Annotated in this window: 18 protein-coding genes; 4 read left to right on the top strand and 14 right to left on the bottom strand. The window is 73.6% G+C overall.

The genetic code is table 11. From position 1 onward, the window contains the following. Positions 1 to 14 precede the first annotated feature (14 nt). The 5 genes from SGLAU_RS09965 to SGLAU_RS09945 form a co-directional block, all read right to left on the bottom strand. Positions 15 to 1,028, bottom strand: coding sequence for an SDR family oxidoreductase (locus tag SGLAU_RS09965; RefSeq protein WP_043500283.1), 1,014 nt, complete (start codon positions 1,026 to 1,028; stop codon positions 15 to 17). Between the two features lie 59 nt (positions 1,029 to 1,087). Further along, the gene (locus tag SGLAU_RS09960) at positions 1,088 to 1,714 is read right to left on the bottom strand and encodes a winged helix-turn-helix domain-containing protein (RefSeq protein ID WP_043500281.1); all 627 of its coding nucleotides are present in this window, start codon (positions 1,712 to 1,714) and stop codon (positions 1,088 to 1,090) included. A gap of 484 nt (positions 1,715 to 2,198) precedes the next feature. Continuing rightward, entirely contained in the window at positions 2,199 to 3,230 is a 1,032-nt protein-coding gene (gene glnII / locus SGLAU_RS09955; protein WP_043500280.1) for a glutamine synthetase, read from the bottom strand. A gap of 501 nt (positions 3,231 to 3,731) precedes the next feature. After that, complete coding sequence (locus SGLAU_RS09950) at positions 3,732 to 4,436, bottom strand: hypothetical protein (RefSeq protein ID WP_043500278.1); 705 nt, start codon at positions 4,434 to 4,436, stop codon at positions 3,732 to 3,734. A gap of 171 nt (positions 4,437 to 4,607) precedes the next feature. Continuing rightward, entirely contained in the window at positions 4,608 to 4,967 is a 360-nt protein-coding gene (locus tag SGLAU_RS09945; RefSeq protein WP_043500276.1) for an arsenate reductase family protein, read from the bottom strand. A 245-nt stretch (positions 4,968 to 5,212) separates the two neighbouring features. On the opposite strand from SGLAU_RS09945, the gene SGLAU_RS09940 reads away from it, so the two are divergent. After that, positions 5,213 to 5,527, top strand: coding sequence for a hypothetical protein (locus tag SGLAU_RS09940; protein WP_043500274.1), 315 nt, complete (start codon positions 5,213 to 5,215; stop codon positions 5,525 to 5,527). Between the two features lie 61 nt (positions 5,528 to 5,588). Here SGLAU_RS09940 and SGLAU_RS09935 read toward each other — a convergent pair whose 3' ends face one another. After that, positions 5,589 to 6,779, bottom strand: a complete 1,191-nt coding sequence (locus SGLAU_RS09935) for a winged helix DNA-binding domain-containing protein (protein WP_043500272.1) — start codon at positions 6,777 to 6,779, stop codon at positions 5,589 to 5,591. A 224-nt stretch (positions 6,780 to 7,003) separates the two neighbouring features. Between SGLAU_RS09935 and SGLAU_RS09930 the strand changes: the two genes are divergently transcribed. After that, complete coding sequence (locus SGLAU_RS09930) at positions 7,004 to 8,401, top strand: DUF2252 domain-containing protein (protein WP_043500269.1); 1,398 nt, start codon at positions 7,004 to 7,006, stop codon at positions 8,399 to 8,401. A 91-nt stretch (positions 8,402 to 8,492) separates the two neighbouring features. On the opposite strand, the gene SGLAU_RS09925 is transcribed toward SGLAU_RS09930, so the two are convergent. Beyond that, entirely contained in the window at positions 8,493 to 8,750 is a 258-nt protein-coding gene (locus tag SGLAU_RS09925; RefSeq protein ID WP_043500268.1) for a hypothetical protein, read from the bottom strand. Positions 8,751 to 8,886: 136 nt separating this feature from the next. After that, entirely contained in the window at positions 8,887 to 10,296 is a 1,410-nt protein-coding gene (gene glnA / locus SGLAU_RS09920) for a type I glutamate--ammonia ligase (protein ID WP_043500267.1), read from the bottom strand. A 220-nt stretch (positions 10,297 to 10,516) separates the two neighbouring features. Between glnA and SGLAU_RS09915 the strand changes: the two genes are divergently transcribed. Then, positions 10,517 to 10,984, top strand: a complete 468-nt coding sequence (locus tag SGLAU_RS09915) for an RDD family protein (RefSeq protein ID WP_043500265.1) — start codon at positions 10,517 to 10,519, stop codon at positions 10,982 to 10,984. A gap of 79 nt (positions 10,985 to 11,063) precedes the next feature. Here the strand turns inward: SGLAU_RS09915 and SGLAU_RS09910 are convergent, their stop codons facing one another. From SGLAU_RS09910 to lipB, 4 genes are all read right to left on the bottom strand, one after another. Next, entirely contained in the window at positions 11,064 to 11,768 is a 705-nt protein-coding gene (locus tag SGLAU_RS09910) for a DUF4191 domain-containing protein (RefSeq protein WP_043500263.1), read from the bottom strand. 155 nt (positions 11,769 to 11,923) lie between these two features. Then, positions 11,924 to 12,124, bottom strand: coding sequence for a hypothetical protein (locus tag SGLAU_RS09905; RefSeq protein WP_043500260.1), 201 nt, complete (start codon positions 12,122 to 12,124; stop codon positions 11,924 to 11,926). Positions 12,125 to 12,364: 240 nt separating this feature from the next. Further along, complete coding sequence (gene lipA / locus SGLAU_RS09900; RefSeq protein ID WP_043500257.1) at positions 12,365 to 13,330, bottom strand: lipoyl synthase; 966 nt, start codon at positions 13,328 to 13,330, stop codon at positions 12,365 to 12,367. A 119-nt stretch (positions 13,331 to 13,449) separates the two neighbouring features. Continuing rightward, entirely contained in the window at positions 13,450 to 14,247 is a 798-nt protein-coding gene (lipB, locus tag SGLAU_RS09895) for a lipoyl(octanoyl) transferase LipB (RefSeq protein WP_043500255.1), read from the bottom strand. Between the two features lie 233 nt (positions 14,248 to 14,480). Between lipB and SGLAU_RS09890 the strand changes: the two genes are divergently transcribed. Further along, positions 14,481 to 15,914, top strand: a complete 1,434-nt coding sequence (locus SGLAU_RS09890) for a hypothetical protein (protein ID WP_043500251.1) — start codon at positions 14,481 to 14,483, stop codon at positions 15,912 to 15,914. An 18-nt stretch (positions 15,915 to 15,932) separates the two neighbouring features. On the opposite strand, the gene SGLAU_RS09885 is transcribed toward SGLAU_RS09890, so the two are convergent. Both SGLAU_RS09885 and SGLAU_RS09880 read right to left on the bottom strand, forming a co-directional pair. Beyond that, positions 15,933 to 17,312: an NAD(P)/FAD-dependent oxidoreductase gene (locus tag SGLAU_RS09885; protein ID WP_043500248.1), complete on the bottom strand. Its 1,380-nt coding sequence runs from the start codon at positions 17,310 to 17,312 to the stop codon at positions 15,933 to 15,935. 250 nt (positions 17,313 to 17,562) lie between these two features. Beyond that, complete coding sequence (locus tag SGLAU_RS09880; protein ID WP_043500245.1) at positions 17,563 to 18,459, bottom strand: TIGR01777 family oxidoreductase; 897 nt, start codon at positions 18,457 to 18,459, stop codon at positions 17,563 to 17,565. Positions 18,460 to 18,498: the final 39 nt, after the last annotated feature.

Genomic DNA, 18,498 nt, shown 5'->3' with positions numbered 1-18,498 from the left:
AAATTACCGTCAGGTCACGGCAGTTGGCGGCCGTGGGCCTGGGCGAGCACCTTCGCCTCCGTCTCCGGGTCCACGCCCTTGTCCGGCCGGTCCGGGCGCTGCGGGGCCACCCCGCCGAGCGAGTGCAGCCAGCTCCAGGTGTCGGCGACGGTCTCCTCCACGGGCCGGCAGCCGAGGCCCGCCGCGACCGCGCGGGAGACGTCCGAGGAGTGCAGGGCGTCGTGCAGGTCGCTGCCCGGCGGCACCCACACCGGCAGCTCGGTCCACGGCGCGATCCCGGCCTCCAGGATCACCTCGGGATCGGTCCAGCACAGCTCGGCGCCGCCGCCGGTGACCTGGGCGCAGGCCTCCAGCAGGGTGCCCATGGTGGCGTGGCCCTGCGGCGAGACCAGGTTGTACGGGCCGCTCAGCTCCCGCTCGACGCCGCCGAGGATCCACGCGGCGAGATCGCGGACGTCGATGTACTGCAGGGGCAGGTCCCGGGGGCCCGGCGCCAGCACCGGACCGCCGCGGGCCGTCCGGTTCAGCCACCAGGGCAGCCGGCCCACGTTCTCGTACGGCCCGATGATCAGCCCCGCCCTGACCAGCAGCGAGCGGTCCGCGCCGAAGGCGCCCAGCGCGGCCAGCTCGCCGCCCCGCTTGTCGCGCGCGTACTCGGTCTGCCCGGCGTCCGGATCGGCGCCCTCGACCAGTGGCGCGTCCTCGGCGTACCCGGCGGGGGGCGCCCACGCGTACACCGAGCAGCTCGACACGTAGACGTACCGTCCGGCGCGGCCCCGCAGCAGCCGCGCCGAGTCCCGCACCGCGTGGGGCGCCGCCGACCAGGTGTCGACGACGGCGTCCCACGCGCCGTCCGCGAGCGCGGCGAGCCCGTCGGGCGCGGTGCGGTCGCCGTGCAGCGCCCGCACCCCGGCGGGCGCCGCGTGCCGCCCCCGGTGGAACACGGTCACGTCCCAGCCCCGCGCCACGGCCGCCTCCACGACCGCCCGCCCCACGAACTCCGTACCGCCCAGCACCAGAAGTCTCATGGCGGTGAGCCTGCCCGCTCCCGGTGCGCGAGGACAGCGGATCTGCCCAGGGCAGACGGTCAGCGCCCGGCCGGCGGCGTGTACTTGTAGCCGACCCGGCGCACGGTGCGGATGGTGTCCCGGTGCTCGGCGCCCAGCTTGCGGCGCAGCCGGGCGATGTGCACGTCCACCGTGCGGCCGTCGCCGACGTGCCCGTAGCCCCACACCGTGCCGACGAGCTGGTCGCGGGTGTGCACCCGGTGCGGGTGGGCCACCAGATGGGCCAGCAGCTCGAACTCCAGGTACGTCAGGTCCAGTTCGCGCCCGTCCACCACCGCGGTGCGGCGGACGGAGTCGATGCGGATGAGGGGTTCGCCGAGGGAGGGCGGCTCGGTGTCCGCCGGTGCCTCCCCGGCCGGCTCCGGGGTCCGCTGGCCGGGAACCGCCACCGGCAGGAACGGCGGCTGCTGGTCGGCCGGGACCAGCACCAGGTACCCGACCATCGGCGGGCGGCCCGGCAGGGCGGGCAGGGCGTGCGCCGGGGCCGGCAGCCAGGTGGCGCCCGGCGGCAGGAAGTCCGCGACGTCTATCACGTCGTCGCGGTCGACGGCGCGCAGCCGGTGCCGGGCGCTGTGCGCGGTGGCGGTGCCGCCGGCGGCAGCCGAGGAGAGGGCGGTCCGGGAGGACAGGGAACGGGTGGTCGCCATGAGAGGTCAGCTCTTTTCGCGCGAGAGTGCGTCGGGGAAGGACGTACGTCGTCACGCCGACCGAAGGCCGGGAGGTACGGCTTTAGAGGGCCGGCGCGTTCGTCGCGCGGCAACACACCCGGTCGTAGTCGTGGTGCTGACGGGAAGGCCAGAAGGGCTCGAGGTCACGGCGACCCGTCGCGGAGTACTTCTGGATGCTGGCCATGTCTCCATTCAAGCATGCGCGGACGGTCGTGCGGACCCCTCTGCCGGCGCTCTCTCACTGCGTGGACGCCTCCGGTCCCGGAACCAGCCGGGTGGCGGGGCCGCCGTGGTCTCCTCCGGGCCGCCGGAACCGCCGCGTACCGGCAACGGTGCGGCGGCGGTGCCGAGTTCACCCGCACGGGGGCCGGCCCGGCCGCGCGGCTCGCCGGCGGGGAGGGGGAACGCGGGAAGGGGCGCCCGCCGTGACGGCGGGCGCCCCTTCCCGGAGCCGCGGTGCGGATCAGACCTGGCCGGCCTTCTCCAGGGCGGAGCAGCAGGTGTCCACCAGCAGGCGGGTCACCACGTACGGGTCGACGTTGGCGTTCGGACGGCGGTCCTCGATGTAGCCCTTGCCGTCCTTCTCGACCTGCCACGGGATGCGGACCGAGGCGCCGCGGTTGGAGACGCCGTAGGAGTACTCGTCCCACGGGGCGGTCTCGTGCAGGCCGGTCAGGCGGTCGTCGATGCCGGCGCCGTAGTTCTTGACGTGGTCGAGCGGCTTGGAGCCCTCGCCCAGCGACTCGCAGGCGGTGATGATCGCGTCGTAGCGCTCGCGCATCGCCTTGGTGGAGAAGTTGGTGTGCGCGCCGGCGCCGTTCCAGTCGCCCTTGACCGGCTTCGGGTCGAGGGTGGCGGAGATGCCGAAGTCCTCGGCGGTGCGGTAGAGCAGCCAGCGGGCCACCCACAACTGGTCGGAGACCTCCAGCGGGGCGAGCGGACCGACCTGGAACTCCCACTGGCCCGGCATGACCTCGGCGTTGATGCCGGAGATGCCGAGACCCGCGGCCAGGCAGTTGTCGAGGTGCTTCTCGACGATGTCGCGGCCGAAGATCTCGTCGGCGCCGACACCGCAGTAGTAGCCGCCCTGCGGGGCGGGGAAGCCGCCCTCGGGGAAGCCGAGCGGGCGGGAGCCGTCGAAGAAGGTGTACTCCTGCTCGATGCCGAAGATCGGCTCCTGCGCCGCGAACCTCTCCGCGACCTCGGCGAGCGCGGCACGGGTGTTGGACTCGTGCGGCGTCATGTCGATGTTGAGGACCTCGCACAGGACGAGGACGTCGTCACCGCCGCGGATCGGGTCGGGGCAGGTGAAGACCGGCTTGAGGACACGGTCCGAGGAGTGGCCCTTGGCCTGGTTCGTGGAGGACCCGTCGAAACCCCAGATGGGCAGCGCGTCCAGACCGGCGGGCGAACCCGTGATGATCTTGGTCTTGGAGCGGAGCTTGGCGGTCGGCTGGGTGCCGTCGATCCAGATGTACTCAGCCTTGAAGGTCACGGGCCACATCCTTCGGGGGTGGGTCGGGCGCACTTGCGGGTGCTGCGGCGCTGCGGCACTGGGGCGCCGCGCTGTTGTCCGTGAGCCTGTCAACGGGCGATTTCCCGGCCATTGCTCGAATGTGAACCCCGTGTTACCTGGTGGTGCTGTGGCGCGACTCACAGGGTGAGGGTCGCGCCGGAGCGGGGGCGCCGTCCGCCCGCGCCGACGGGGAGTGCCGACGGGGAGCGCCGGGCGGCTCGTATGCGAGGGGCATACGCGGCCCGGGCAGGGGCATGTCCCCCCTTCGGCGACGCGGTACGGGCAGGGGCATGACCCCGTCGGCCCGCCCGGGTCGCGCCGGGCGCCGGGCCGTCCGTCCGCCGGGATGGCCGGCCCCACCGCTCCCCACCCGGGAGCGACGGGACCGGTCACCGTGCCGAGGGCCGGTCCGCGCGGGTGCTGCCGCCGCGGGGCCGTCCCCTCAGCGGCCCCCTCGCCGGCTCGCCGGCCGTCCGGGCCTCACCCCACCTTCTCGATCAGCGCCCGGCGGATCAGGAACTTGCCGGGCTCCCTGACCTGCTCGAACGCGGCGTTGTTCAGCAGCACGCAGCTACCGGAGACGGAGGTGACCTCCACCGTCGTGGACTTGGCGTTGTCCAGGTTGGTCACCTTCAGCTTCGTGCCGGCCGGGAACTGGTTGCTGGACGCGGCCGGGGCGCCGCCCTCACCGGAGAGGGTGACGGTCGACCCGTTGCAGACCTGCTCGCCCGCCGCCTCCGCGGGCTGCGACGGCTGGGCCTCCCCGGCCGGCTCGGAGGACTGCCCGGCTTCCGCGGGCCCGGAGGGCTGCCCCGGGTCGGCGGGTTCGGCGGGCTGCGCGGGGTCGGCGGGCTGCGCGGTCTGGGAGCCCTGAGCCGACCCCCCGATCGCCTCGCCCGCCTCACAGCCGGAGGCCTCCTGCTTGCGCTGGATCTCCGCGATGACCGCCTCGCGGTTCGCGATCCGCGCCTGCGACTGCGCGTCCGGCCTGGCCCGCTGGTCGGCGATGAACCGCTGGTTGTTGCCGAGGGCGGTGGCCAGGCCCTGGCAGACGGTCGAGTCCTTCGCCGACTGCGCGGCGTTCGACGTGCTGGCCATGACGAAGGCACCGCCGCCCGCCACCGTGGCCGCGCTCACCAGCAGCGCGATCTTCTTCTTCGTGCCGAGAGTTCTCCTACGCGACATGCGCGCCTCCTGAAGAGGTCGGGGAGCGTACGCCGCTATGTACGAGATCCCGAACGAGGTTACTCAGTGGTCACAGGGGTCCGTCGAAGTGGCCTGCGTCACACGACAGGTGCTCGTCCCGGTCCTCGTCCCCGTGCGCGGCCGCGCGGTCGCGGCGCCCCGGGGCACTCCCTAGCGGGACAGGGCGTCCCGGACCGCCTCCTCGGTGCGGGCCACCACCGCCGAGCCGTCGTCCGCGGTGATGATCGGACGCTGGATCAGCTTCGGGTGCTCGGCCAGCGCCTTCACCCAGCGATCGCGCGAGGCCGCGTCCCGCGGCCACTCCTTCAGGCCCAGTTCCCCCGCGGCCGGCTCCTGGGTGCGGGTGATGTCCCACGGTTCGAGCCCGAGGCGGTCGAGCACACCGCGGATCTCGTCCTCGGTCGGCACGTCCTCCAGGTAGCGGCGGACGGTGTAGTCGGCGCCCTCGGCGTCGAGCAGCCGAACCGCGCTGCGGCACTTGGAGCAGGCGGGGTTGATCCAGATTTCCATGCCGGACACGGTACGCCGGGGGCGGCCGGAGGCGGGACCGGCACCCTGCGGTGTTCGATTTTCGGGGGAGTCCCACGAGCCCCGCCAGACTGACCTGACACACCGGCAAATCCCGCCTCCACCTGGGACTTTGGGTGACTTCACGGACCTCCGACTGTCAGTGCCGGGCGGTAGAATGGAAGCAGTGTTCGAGGGAATCGCCGGGGACCTCCCGGCGGTTGCCTGACCGCGACAGGAGGATGCCTGTGCCCGCTGCCGCACTGAGGCCGAAGCCGTTGCCCACCCAGTCCACCGCCCGCCGTGCCGTCCAGCTCGACCTGCCGTACGCCCCCGTCCTCAAGAGCCCGCTGCCGGCCGGCCGGCCCCGCGAGTGGTACATCTCGCACAACCGCCGGCTCAAGGCCATGCGCCTGGCCATAGCGCTGCTCGACTCCGGCGTCTTCCTGCCCGGCCAGGCCCGCAACGACACGATCCGGGACGCCGCGCGGCTCATCGGCGTCCACCCGCCGTCGGACACGACGTGTCACATGGTGCGGGCACTGATGAAGTACAGCCGCTGAGCGCGGTGCGCGGTCACCGGGGAGCCGTGTCCTCCACGGCACCAGGTGACCGCGCGTCGGCTCACCCCGCCAGCTCCCGCTCCAGCGGCGTCCGGAACCGCGGGGTCACCCGCGTCGTCCCCACCCACTCCCGCAGCCGCCGCGCCTCCGCCTCGATCGCCGCCTCGGCCTCCCGGCCCACCCCCGCGCCGTCGAGGATCCGCCAGACGACATCGCCGTCGGGCCGCTGGGCCCAGCCGCCCACCACCCGCCCGTCCCACCACACCGTCGGCCCGACGTTGCCGCTGCGGTCGAACAGCGCCGGGCGCAGCTCCGGCGCGAGATACCAGTCCCGCTGCTGCCAGCCCATCGCCGTCGGGTCCAGCGCGGGCAGCAGCGCCGCCCAGGGCCCGGCGGACTCCGGCACGGGCTCCTCGTCGCCCTCGACGACGTACCCCGTGCCCTCGTCCAGTGCCACCTCGCGCGCCCCGATCGCCCCGAGCGCCCGGCGCACCTCCGTGACCCGCCATCCCGTCCACCACTTCAGGTCCGCCTCGGTGGCCGGTCCGCAGACGGCGAGCCAGCGGCGCAGCAGGCCGGCCTGGGCCCCGGCGACGTCCAGCTCGGGATGGTCCGGCGCGAGCGCCCAGCGGAACTGCGACGACGTCCAGGAGCCGAGCGGCCGGCCCCGGACCACCTTGCCCTCCACGCCCAGCACCCGCAGCAGCCGCCCCGAGACGGTGTGCACGCCCTCGTAGCTCTTCCCGGCCGCGTACACGAACTGCTCCCGCAGCCGTGGCTCGTCCGCGGCCAGCTCCGCCGCCGTCGCCTCCCCGCGCCGGGCCAGCGCGGCCAGCGTCGACGCCTCCACCTCGGCCAGCCACGACGCGTCCGGGGCGCCCGCCTTCGCCATGTCCTGCAGCAGCGAGGCGCGTGCGCGGGCGGCGACCGCGATGCCCGTCGAGGCGTGCACCACGGCGGTCAGCTCCGCCGGGAAGACGAACACGGTGTGGCGCATGCCGTGCATCCGGACCAGGGACCTGTCCTCGTACAGCGCCCGCTCGGTCTCCGCGACCGTCTTCTGCGGCTCCGCCAGCCGCGCTCCCACCGCCAGGTACACCGTCGCCGGATCCGTGCCGTGCAGCGCCACCAGCGCCTCGGCGACGTCTTCGGGGCGCGCGGCCCCGGCCCCCGCGGCCAGCCGGTGCCGTAGCCCCAGCCGGGTCCGCCGCTCGGCCGCGCCGATGTGCCGCCGTACCGTCCCTCCGCCCATACCGGCCTCCCCACCCGTCGATCCTCGCCACCGATCCTGCCCGATGCCACTGACATCCGGCACGCGCCCGGCACCACGCCCGCCTCACCCGTTCGCCGTACTGGGCATGCGCCGCCCCCGCCCCCGGCCGTTCACTGCCAACAGGAGGCGGCGACCCAGGGAGATCTGCGAGCGATGCAGCGCCACGGCAACGACCACCGCACACGGCCACCGGCCGCCACGCCATGACGACCGCATCCGGCCCGACGGGCCCCACCGGTCCCGGCCCCGGGAGCTCCGCGCACCCCGGTCCCGCCGACCGTGCCGCCCGCGGCCGGGCCGCCCGCAAACGCGTCCCCCGCACCGCGCACGCGGGCTGGCTCGCGCCCGTGGACCGGCAGGACCCCGTCGCCGTACTGGAGAAGCAGGGCCGCGACCGGCTGCCCGAACTGCTGCCCATCCGGTACGGGCGCATGGCCGCCTCCCCGTTCGCCTTCCTGCGCGGCGCCGCGGCCGTGTTCGCCGCCGACCTCGCCACCCGGCCGCACACCGGCCTGACCGTACAGCTGTGCGGTGACGCCCACCTGCTCAACTTCGGCCTCTACGCCTCTCCGGAACGCGCCCTGCTCTTCGACCTCAACGACTTCGACGAGACCTTCCCCGGCCCGTTCGAGTGGGACGTCGAACGGCTCGCCGCGAGCGTCGCGGTCGCCGCCCGGGAGAACGGGCACACCGACGCCAAGGCGCACCGCGCCGCCCTGGAGTCGGCCGCCGCCTACCGCACCGCCATGCGGCGGCTGGCCCGGATGGGCGAGCTGGACGCCTGGTACGAGCGGATCGAGGCCGACCGGCTGCTGCCCCTGGTCCGTTCCGCGCGCCGCCGCCGCAGGGTCGAGGCCAGCCTCACCCGGGCCCGCCGCCACACCAGCCTCCAGGCCCTGGACAAGCTGACCGAGGTCGTCGACGGCCGCCGCCGCATCGTCCACGACCCGCCGCTGCTCGAACCGGCCGGTGCCCCCGACGCCGCCGCCCTGCGCAAGATCTTCAGCGACTACCGGTCCACGCTCGCCGAGGAGCGGCGGCTCCTCCTCGACCGCTACCGGTTCGTCGACGCCGCCCGCAAGGTGGTCGGTGTGGGCAGCGTCGGCACCCGCTGCTTCATCGTGCTGCTGGCCGGGCGCGACCTCGACGACCCGTTGTTCCTCCAGGTCAAGGAGGCCGGGGCGGCCGTCCTAGAGGAGCATCTGCCGAGCGGGCCGTACGACCATCCCGGCCATCGGGTGGTCGCCGGGCAGCGGCTGCTCCAAGCCGCCGCGGACATCTTCCTCGGCTGGATGACCGGGCCGCAGGGCCGCGCCTACTACTGGCGGCAACTGCGCGACATGAAGGGCTCCGCCGACGTCGCCGGGATGAGCCCCGCCGAGCTGCGCGCCTACGCGGCGCTGTGCGGCACCGCACTGGCCCGCGCGCACGCCCGCTCCGGCGACCGCATCGCGATCGCCGCCTACCTCGGCGGTGCCGACACCTTCGACCGCGCGGTCGCCGACTTCGCCCTGGCCTACGCCGACCAGACCGCCGCCGACCACACCGCCCTGGGCGCAGCCGTCGCCGCGGGCGTGATCCCGGCGGCGCCGGACGTGTGAGGGAGTCGACGTGGAGCGTCGGCGACCGACGACAACGCCGCAGATGCGCGTGCCGGGCCCCGCGACGCCGGGGTGCTCCGAACGACTGGCTCTAGTACGGCGCCCGGAAGTTGATGTACCCCAGCAGCACGATCACCGCGGCCACGCAGCCGAGGACCACCGCGGTGGACACCCAGGAGGAGCGCCGCCGCGTCAGGTGCTCCGGATCGGCCCGGAACGGCACCGGGCCGGGCGGGTTGTCCTTCCAGCGCGCGGCGAGCATACGGGCCCGGGCCGAGGGCTCCTTGTGCGCGGCGCTCTCCGCCCAGCGGAGATCGAACTCACGTTCCTGATCGTCCCGTTCGGACATTCCCCGTCTCCCCGTCGGTCCGTGCCGCGCCTCGAACAGCCGTACAGGAAAACCATACGGCGGCGCCCCCGCCCCGAGAAACGCGTCTCGGTGACGGGGGCGCCGCGGCGACCGGGGAACGACCGGTCCGGGCCGGTCACACGTCGAAGTACAGCTCGAACTCGTGCGGGTGCGGACGGAGCTGCAGCGGGGCGATCTCGTTCGCGCGCTTGTAGTCGATCCACGTCTCGATCAGGTCCGGGGTGAACACGTCGCCCTGGAGCAGGAACTCGTGGTCGGCCTCCAGGCGGTCCAGGACCGCGCCGAGGGAGGTCGGGACCTGGGCCACGTTCGCGTGCTCCTCCGGAGCCAGCTCGTAGAGGTCCTTGTCGATCGGCTCGGCCGGCTCGATCTTGTTCTTGATGCCGTCCAGGCCCGCGAGCAGCAGCGCCGAGAAGGCCAGGTACGGGTTGCCCGAGGCGTCGGGGGCGCGGAACTCGACGCGCTTGGCCTTCGGGTTCGAGCCCGTGATCGGGATGCGCATCGCGGCGGAGCGGTTGCGCTGCGAGTAGACGAGGTTCACCGGGGCCTCGAAGCCCGGGACCAGGCGGTGGTAGGAGTTCACCGTCGGGTTGGTGAAGGCCAGCAGCGACGGGGCGTGCTTGAGGATGCCGCCGATGTAGTAGCGGGCGGTGTCGGACAGGCCCGCGTAGCCCTGCTCGTCGTAGAACAGCGGCTCGCCGTTGCTCCACAGCGACTGGTGGACGTGCATGCCCGAACCGTTGTCGCCGAAGATCGGCTTCGGCATGAAGGTCGCGGTCTTGCCGTTGCGCCAGGCCACGTTCTTCACGATGTACTTGAAGAGCTGGAGGTCGTCGGCGGCGGCGAGCAGCGTGTTGAACTTGTAGTTGATCTCGGCCTGGCCGGCGGTGCCCACCTCGTGGTGCTGGCGCTCGACCTGGAGGCCGGCCCGCTCCAGCTCCAGGGAGATCTCGGCGCGCAGGTCGGCGAAGTGGTCGACCGGCGGGGCCGGGAAGTAGCCGCCCTTGTAGCGGACCTTGTAGCCCCGGTTGTCCTCGATGGCGCCGGTGTTCCAGGCGCCCGCCTCCGAGTCGATGTGGTAGAACGACTCGTTCTCGGACGTCTTGAAGCGCACGCTGTCGAAGACGTAGAACTCGGCCTCGGGGCCGAAGAAGGCGGTGTCGGCGATCCCGGTGGAGGCGAGGTAGGCCTCGGCCTTCTTCGCCACGTTCCGCGGGTCACGGGAGTACTGCTCACCGGTGATCGGGTCGTGGATGAAGAAGTTGATGTTGACTGTCTTGTCCCGGCGGAACGGGTCCACGCGCGCGGTGGTGAGGTCGGCGCGCAGCGCCATGTCGGACTCGTGGATGGCCTGGAAGCCACGGATCGAGGATCCGTCGAAGGCCAGCTCCTCGTCCGGGTCGAACGCCGCAGCGGGGATCGTGAAGTGCTGCATGACGCCCGGCAGGTCGCAGAAGCGGACGTCGACGAACTTGACGTCCTCGTCCGCGATGAACTTCTTGGCCTCGTCGGCGTTCTGGAACATCCAGCTCCTCCTACTCCCGACCGTCCCGCCGGGGTGGTAGATCGTTCGTGCGGCCAGTGCGGTGGCACACGCTGTCCTCGACCCTAGGGAGGCGTGATTTCTCTGGCGTGACCCATTTGTTTCGCACAAGTTAACCGGCTCGGGTCCCACCCTAGTCCGCATACCGGCCGGAAACACCCCGCCGTCCTTCGGTCATATACGGGCGCAGTACCGTGTACGGGTGGACAAGAGGCAAGCAATCGGATCATGGCTCTCCGGGCCGCGCGCGGCCATGGAGGACGCCGGCGCCGACTTCGGGTACCGGGGCGAACAGCTCGGTCTGCCCGAGCACGGCCCGGGCTCGCTGGCCCGCCCGGGACGGCGGCTGGGCGCGCTGGCCGTGGACTGGGGCCTGTGCCTGCTGATCGCATACGGCCTGATCACGGACGGCTACGGCCAGGCGACCGGCAACTGGGCCCTGCTCGTCTTCTTCCTCATGAGCCTGCTCACCGTCGGCACCATCGGCTTCACCCCGGGCAAGCGGCTGCTGGGCCTGCGCGTCGTCGCCCTGGACACCGGCACCGTCCACCCGGGCCGCGCCCTGGCCCGCACGGTTCTCCTCTGCCTCGCCGTCCCCGCCCTGGTCTGGGACCGCGACGGCCGCGGCCTGCACGACCGGCTGGCCCGCACGGTGGAAGTGCGGATCTGACCGTCCGGCACGACGAAGGGGGCGCCCGGAGATCTCCGGGCGCCCCCTTATCCGTACGAGGGGATCGGCTCGCGGCGCGTCAGCGGCCCTTCGGTCCGCCGCCCTTCGGCAGGCGCATGCCCTTCGGCATGGGCCCCTTCGGGAGCGGCATGTTGCTCATCAGGTCGCCGAGGGCGCGCAGCCGGTCGTTGGTGGCGGTCACCTGCGGGCCGGTCAGCACGCGGGGCAGCTTGAGCATGGTGGTGCGCAGCTTCTTCAGCTCCACCTGGCCCTCACCGGTGCCGACGATCAGGTCGTGCACGGGGACGTCCGCGACGATGCGGTTCATCTTCTTCTTCTCGGCGGCCAGCAGGCTCTTCACCCGGTTCGGGTTGCCCTCGGCGACCAGCACGATGCCGGCCTTGCCGACGGCCCGGTGCACCACGTCCTGGCTGCGGTTCATCGCCACGGCCGGGGTCGTGGTCCAGCCGCGGCCGATGTTGTCCAGCACCGCCGCGGCGGCGCCGGGCTGGCCCTCCATCTGCCCGAACGCGGCCCGCTCGGCCCGGCGCCCGAACACGATCGCCGTCGCGAGGAAGGCGAGCAGCAGGCCCAGGATGCCGAGATAGATGGGGTGGCCGATCAAGAAACCGATCGCGAGGAAGACACCGAAGGTGACGATTCCGACAGCCGCGAGTACAAGACCGATCTTCTTGTCGGCCCTGCGGGTCATCTTGTAGGTCAGGGCGATCTGCTTCAGTCGCCCGGGGTTCGCAGCCTCGGCTGCCGTGTCCTTCCTCGCCATGCCACGAAGTCTACGTGGCCCGGGGACCGCCTTCGACGGCAGTGCCCCGGCGGCCGTCACGGGCGGGGCCCGGCGCGGCCGCGGGCGGAGGCGGCGGTGCGGCCGGGGCGCGGGCGGCCGGGGGCCGGGGGTGCAGGCGGCGGTGCGGCCGGGGCTCAGAGGCGGACGGTGGGTGCCTGCTGCAGGACGCGCTCGGCCTCGACGCGGGCCTCGGCGCGGCGGCGGTCCTCCAGGACGGAGGTCCAGGCGTTGCGCCGGGCGGTGCGCTGACCGCCGCTCATGAGCAGGGACTCGACCGCACGCAGGGCGTCGGTGACGGAGGGAAGCGCGGTGGCGCGGACAGGCGCGGCCTGCATGGTGGATCCCCCTAGGGGTCAGTGCGTGGGTTCACGGGGTGTGAAACCAGGGTCACTGATTGGTGTTACCAGGGCGTGACCGGCCGGTCAAACGGACATGAAGGCCCGATGCGGCCGAGCGGCCGAGCGGCCGGCGTGCCCCCGAACGCCGTCGCGGCCCCGACCGGCTCCTCAACTGGGAGGACGGTCGGGGCCGCGGCGCACCGGCGTCTACTGGCCGGTAAGTGCTTGTGCCCGAATTCACACGGCCTGGGCCGCGATGTACGTCCCGCGCTTCTCGACCGCCATCTGGTACAGGCGCCCGGCGCGGTACGAGGAGCGGACCAGCGGACCGGACATGACACCGGAGAAGCCGATCTGCTCGGCCTCCTCCTTGAGTTCCACGAACTCCTGCGGCTTCACCCAGCGCTCCACCGGGTGGTGGCGCACGGACGGACGCAGGTACTGGGTGATGGTGATCAGCTCGCAGCCGGCGTCGTGCAGCTGCTTGAGGGCCTCGCTGACCTCCTCGCGGGTCTCGCCCATGCCGAGGATCAGGTTCGACTTGGTGACCAGGCCGAAGTCGCGGGCCTCGGTGATCACCTTGAGCGAGCGCTCGTAGCGGAAGCCGGGGCGGATCCGCTTGAAGATCCGGGGAACCGTCTCGACGTTGTGCGCGAAGACCTCCGGGCGGGACTCGAAGACCTCCCGCAGCAGCTCGGGGACGGCGTTGAAGTCGGGGGCCAGCAGCTCGACCTTGGTCCGGCCGCCCTCCCGCTGCGCCGTCTGCTCGTGGATCTGGCGCACGGTCTCCGCGTACAGCCAGGCGCCGCCGTCCTCCAGGTCGTCGCGGGCGACGCCGGTGATGGTGGCGTAGTTCAGGTCCATGGTGACCACGGACTCGCCGACCCGGCGGGGCTCGTCGCGGTCCAGGGCCTCCGGCTTGCCGGTGTCGATCTGGCAGAAGTCGCAGCGCCGGGTGCACTGGTCGCCGCCGATGAGGAACGTGGCCTCGCGGTCCTCCCAGCACTCGTAGATGTTGGGGCAGCCGGCTTCCTGGCAGACCGTGTGCAGGCCCTCGCTCTTCACGAGGTTCTGCATCTTGGTGTACTCGGGACCCATTTTCGCCCGCGTCTTGATCCACTCGGGCTTGCGCTCGATGGGGGTCTGGCTGTTCCTGACCTCCAGGCGCAGCATCTTGCGTCCGTCGGGTGCGACTGCGGACACGACCGGCTCCCTAGCGTTGATTCCTCGGCGCCCTCAAGGGTACGCCCGTTGATTTGATGGCCCTGTGACCGGGCCGACCCCCACAGCGCGGGACCCATTCCCGGGGCCCGTGCCATGGCTCAGGCCGGCGTCCTGTCGATCACCCGCGGCTTGAGGTCCGCGTTCTCCAGGATCTCCCGCAGGTGCCGCTCGGCGACCGGCAGCACCTCCTCGATGGTGATGTCCCGGCCCAGCTCGCCCGCGAGGGAGGTGACCCCGGCGTCGCGGATGCCGCACGGGATGATCCGGTCGAACCAGGCGTTGTCCGGGTTCACGTTGAGCGCGAAGCCGTGCATGGTGACGCCCTTGGCGACCCGGATGCCGATCGCCGCGATCTTGCGGTCCTCCCGGCGCTGGCCCGCGTTGGACGGGGCGTACTCCGGTCCGTTGAGCCGGGGGTCGAACTCGTCGTCGGTCAGCCGCGGGTCGAAGTCCAGGGAGAGCCCGCCGAGCGCCGGTCGCCGCTCCACCGGATCGCCCAGCACCCAGACACCGCTGCGCCCCTCGACCCGGGTGGTCTCCAGGCCGAACTCGGCGCAGGTGCGGATCAGCGCCTCCTCCAGGCGGCGGACGTGCGCGACGACGTCGACCGGGCGGGGCAGCTTCTGGATCGGGTAGCCCACGAGCTGTCCCGGACCGTGCCAGGTGATCTTCCCGCCGCGGTCCACGTCGATGACGGGGGTGCCGTCCAGAGGGCGCTCGCCGGGTTCGGTGCGCCGGCCGGCCGTGTAAACCGGGGGGTGCTCCAGCAGCAGCACGGTGTCCGGGACCCGGTCCTCGAAGCGCGCCGCGTGCACCCGGCGCTGCTCGTCCCAGGCCTCCTGGTAGTCGACGGCCTCGGCACCGAATCCCATACGGACGAACCGCAACTCACTCACGGCGAGCCCCTCCTCGAAGGTCGTAAGGCGTGAAACGCGCCTACGTCACTGTACGACCGTCGGACCCACGTCAGCCTCGGGGGCAATCCTCACACGATCGGATGAATGAGCGCCGAAGTGTGCGGCCGGACGCTTACTCTCCGCTACATTCGCGCCGTTCACTAGGTCATATGGGCTGCTCACCGGCAGTCCGGGCATTTCAGAAGCCCGTCAGGCAGGAGATCGCACCGCAGATGACGGAACGACCCGCGCAGCGCACCCCCAACCGTCAGCTCGCCGCCCTCATCGCAGAAGCGGGGTTCTCCAACGCAGGTCTCGCCCGTCGAGTGGACCAGCTCGGCCTCGAACACGGGCTGGACCTCAGATACGACAAGACATCCGTCACCCGCTGGCTGCGCGGCCAGCAGCCCAGGGGCACCACCCCGGCCCTCATCGCGGAGGTCTTCACCCGCCGCCTCGGCCGCCGGCTCACCGCCCAGGACCTCGGCCTGGACGCCTGCGCCCCGGTCTACGCGGGCCTGGAGTTCGCCGCCTGCCCCGAGGAGGCCGTCGACATCGTCAGCGGCCTGTGGCGCAAGGACTCCGGCAGCCACGCCGAACTGCGCAAGATCGCGTTCACCCCGGCGGGGCTCGTGGTGCCCAGCCGCGACTGGCTCATCGGCCGCGCCGACGAGAAGGTCGCCCGGGGCGCCGAGAGCGCCCGCGTGCCCGCGCAGGGCCGCCCGGTGGTGCCCCGGCAGCGCGCCGCCGACCGCGGCCCCGGACACCGGGTCACCGGCGGCGACATCGCCGCGCTGCGCTCGGTCGGCGAACTCTTCCGCACCCTCGACGACGCCTACGGCGGCGGCCACGCCCGCCAGGCCCTCGTGCGCTACCTGGAGCACGAGTGCGAGCCGATGCTGCGCGGCACCTACGGCGAGCAGACCGGCCGCCGCCTGTTCGCCGCCGCCGCGGACCTCACCCGGCTCGCGGGCTGGACGTCGTACGACATCGCCGCGCACGGCCTCGCCCAGCGGTACTTCGTGCAGGCGCTGCGGCTCTCCCAGGCGGCCGGGGACCGGGCCTACGGCTCGTACGTGCTGGTTACCATGAGCCGCCAGGCCGTCTACCTCGGGCACGGACGCGAGGCCGTCCAGCTCGCGCGGGTGGCCCAGCAGGGGGTCGGCGGCTCGGCACCGCCGGTCGTCCAGGCCCTGCTGCACGCCGCGGAGGCGCGCGGGCACGGGGTGCTCGGCGAGGTGCGGGCCTGCACCGCCTCGCTCGTGCGCGCCGAGCGGGCCCTGGAGGCCGCCCGGCCCGGCGACGAGGTGCCGCACTGGGCCCGGTTCTTCGACGAGGCACAGCTCGCCGACGAGTTCGGCCACTGCCACCGCGACCTCCAGCAGTTCCGGGCCGCCGCCCAGCACGCCGAGCGCTCGCTGCAACTGCGCGCGCCCGGGTACGCCCGCAGCCGGCTGTTCTGCCGGGTGGTGCTGGCCACCGCCCGCCTCGGGCTCGGGGAGCTGGACCAGGCCTGCTCGCTCGCCGCGGAGGCGGCGGGGCAGGCGGCGGAGATGCGGTCGGTGCGGGCGGTGGAGTACGTGCGGGACTTCGAGCGGCGGCTGGAGCCGTACCGGGACGCGGCGCCCGTGCGGTCGTACCGGGACAAGGTCGCGGCCTACGGGTGACGCCGCGGGCGGGGACGGTCAGGCGGCCCGGGCCGCCGGGGCCGGGTCCGCCCGGTGCATCGAGCCCTTCGCGCCCAGGTCGGCCAGGATCGCGGCCGCGGCCCGGTGGCCGGAGTGGAGGGCGCCCTGGACGGTGCCGGAGTCACGGTGGTCGCCGCAGACGTACAGACCGGCCAGGAGCCGGACCGGGCGCCGCAGGTCGTGCGGGGGCCGCATGGCGGGCACCGCCTCCGGGGTGTGGTGCACGGCCAGCGTCTCCCAGCGGGTCGTCGAGGTGCCGTACAGCCGGGACAGGTGCGTGCGCACGGCGGCGTCGACGTCGGACGGCGGGGGGCCCAGCACCGTCGAGGAGACCAGCGCCCGGCCGGCCGGAGCGCGGCTCGGGTCCACCGCGCTGACCACCGCCGTGTGCGCCACCGGCCCGCCCCGGTCGGAGTCCAGCAGCAGGGAGGCGCCGGTGGCCGGCGGCTCGTCGGTGGTGTGGTGGACGACGGTCACCGGGTGGAAGTCCGGCACCCGCAGGCCCGGCAGCAGTTCGCCGGCGGTGCGCGCCCCGGTGGCGAGCAGCACCGCCCGGCAGCGGAACTCGCCGTGCTCGGCGGTGGTCACCGAGGTCGTGGAGACGGAGGTGACCCGCACCCCGGTGTGCACGCTCCCCGGGGGCAGCCCCCGCGCCAGCAGCTCGGGCAGCACCTCGGCCCCGCCCTCCGGCACGGCCATCCGCCCGGCGGCGAACGCCCGCAGCGCGAGGTCCGCGCAGCGGCTCGAGGTGGTCAGCTCCGGGTCGCACAGCAGTGCGGCGAGCAGCGGCCGCAGGAAGCCGTCGACGGTGCGGGAGGGCAGTCCCCGGCCGGCCAGTGCCTGGCCGGCCGGCAGCTCCGGGCGGGCCAGCAGGCGTTCCAGCGGGGTGCCCGCGATCCGGGCGAGCGCGTTGCCCAGCCGCGCCTGGTCGACGGCGCCGCCCAGGGGGGCCGTGGACCGGTGGCGGGGCGGGGCGCCGGTGCCGCCCCGGCCGCGGCCCGCCGTGACCCGGGGGGCGCTCGCGAGGGCGCGCACCGTATTGAGTGCGCCCCTCGCGCTCCGCCCGTGCACCGGGGCCCCCGCCCGGTGCCGGCGGCCGTCGCTGTGCAGCAGGACGCCCGGGGCGAACAGGCGCAGCGCGAGCGCGTCCAGCCCCGGCGTCAGCCGCAGTTCCGGATACGACGTGAACAGCAGCTGCCCGACGCGGTCGAGGCGGAAGCCGTCGACCTTCTCCGTCGACATCCGCCCGCCCACACACGGGCCGGCCTCCAGGACCGCGGTCCTCACTCCTGCGTGGGCCAGCCGTAGCGCAGCGGAGAGACCGGCGGCCCCCGCTCCCACCACGACGACGTCCGCCTGAAACGCGGGCTCAAACACGTGCCCCTCCTCGACGTTGAGCGGCCGGTGGAGACGTGATGCCCTCAACCGGCCCCGGGGATACCCGAGTTCGCGTCGAGGTTAGGCACCGTGAACCGTTCGGGGTCAGGCGCGCACCGGCAGGGCACGGTCGCACGGCGGTCGCATACGGCCGGGCCGCCCCGTTTCGCCGGACGGTGCACGGCGCCACCCGGACCACGGTTCACCGCGCCGGCCCGGACCACCGTTCCCGGCGCCGTCGGAGCCCGGTTCACAGCGCCGCCCGGATCGCCTCCTCGATGCCCGGAAACGCGAACCGGAACCCGGACTCCAGCAGCCGCCCGGGCAGCACCCGCTGACTGCCCAGCACGTCCCCGGCCAGCTCGCCCAGCACGGTCCGCAGCACCGGCGCGGGTACCGCGAACACCGCCGGGCGGTGCAGCACCCGGCCCATCGCCGCCGCGATCTCACGGTTCGTCAGCGGCTCGGGGGCGGTCAGGTTGAACGGCCCGGACAGGTCCGCGCGGTCCAGGAGGTGGCGCAGGGCGGCGACCTCGTCGTGCAGCGCGATGTACGACCAGTACTGCCGCCCGTCGCCCAGCGGGCCGCCGAGACCCGCCTTGAACACCGGGAAGAGCCGTCCCCAGGCGCCGCCCCGGCGCGACACCACCAGGCCGGTGCGGGCGAACACCGTGCGCACGCCCGCCTCCGCGGCCGGCGCCGCGGCCCGCTCCCACTCCACGCACAGCTCCGGCAGGAAGCCCGAGCCCGGCGGGGAGTCCTCGTCCACCGGGCGGTCACCGGTGTCGCCGTAGATGCCGATCGCGCTGCCGTTCAGGAACACCCGCGGCGGCCGGTCCAGCGAGGCCACCGCCCGGGCCAGGGCCGCCGTGCCGTCCACCCGGCTGGACCGGATGCGCGCCTTGTACGCGGCGGTCCAGCGCCGGTCGCCCACCCCCGCCCCCGCCAGGTTCACCACGGCGTCGCACCCGGCGAGCACCGCCGGGTCCACGTGGCGCCGCCCGGGGTCCCACCGCGCCTCGCCGGCGGACCGCGGCGCACGGCGGACCAGCCGCACCACGTCGTGTCCGTCCGCGACCAGGGAACGCACCAGGGCGCCGCCGATGAGACCGGACGCCCCGGCCACCGCGATCCTCGAACGCTGCATGGCCTCATCCTGCCCCCGGACGCCCGGAAAACCCCGGTG

It is taken from the genome of Streptomyces glaucescens (assembly GCF_000761215.1).
Taxonomy (GTDB): Bacteria; Actinomycetota; Actinomycetes; order Streptomycetales; family Streptomycetaceae; genus Streptomyces; species Streptomyces glaucescens_B.
This window is presented reverse-complemented; position numbering and strand designations above follow the sequence as displayed.

What these genes read in the sequence shown, in the direction of transcription:
- SGLAU_RS09965 (WP_043500283.1), bottom strand. Translation starts at nt 1,028, where the DNA reads ATGAGACTTCTGGTGCTGGGCGGTACGGAGTTCGTGGGGCGGGCGGTC.
- SGLAU_RS09960 (WP_043500281.1), bottom strand. Translation starts at nt 1,714, where the DNA reads ATGGCGACCACCCGTTCCCTGTCCTCCCGGACCGCCCTCTCCTCGGCT.
- SGLAU_RS09950 (WP_043500278.1), bottom strand. Translation starts at nt 4,436, where the DNA reads ATGTCGCGTAGGAGAACTCTCGGCACGAAGAAGAAGATCGCGCTGCTG.
- SGLAU_RS09945 (WP_043500276.1), bottom strand. Translation starts at nt 4,967, where the DNA reads ATGGAAATCTGGATCAACCCCGCCTGCTCCAAGTGCCGCAGCGCGGTT.
- SGLAU_RS09935 (WP_043500272.1), bottom strand. Translation starts at nt 6,779, where the DNA reads ATGGGCGGAGGGACGGTACGGCGGCACATCGGCGCGGCCGAGCGGCGG.
- SGLAU_RS09930 (WP_043500269.1), top strand. Translation starts at nt 7,004, where the DNA reads ATGACGACCGCATCCGGCCCGACGGGCCCCACCGGTCCCGGCCCCGGG.
- SGLAU_RS09925 (WP_043500268.1), bottom strand. Translation starts at nt 8,750, where the DNA reads ATGTCCGAACGGGACGATCAGGAACGTGAGTTCGATCTCCGCTGGGCG.
- glnA (WP_043500267.1), bottom strand. Translation starts at nt 10,296, where the DNA reads ATGTTCCAGAACGCCGACGAGGCCAAGAAGTTCATCGCGGACGAGGAC.
- SGLAU_RS09910 (WP_043500263.1), bottom strand. Translation starts at nt 11,768, where the DNA reads ATGGCGAGGAAGGACACGGCAGCCGAGGCTGCGAACCCCGGGCGACTG.
- SGLAU_RS09905 (WP_043500260.1), bottom strand. Translation starts at nt 12,124, where the DNA reads ATGCAGGCCGCGCCTGTCCGCGCCACCGCGCTTCCCTCCGTCACCGAC.
- SGLAU_RS09890 (WP_043500251.1), top strand. Translation starts at nt 14,481, where the DNA reads ATGACGGAACGACCCGCGCAGCGCACCCCCAACCGTCAGCTCGCCGCC.
- SGLAU_RS09880 (WP_043500245.1), bottom strand. Translation starts at nt 18,459, where the DNA reads ATGCAGCGTTCGAGGATCGCGGTGGCCGGGGCGTCCGGTCTCATCGGC.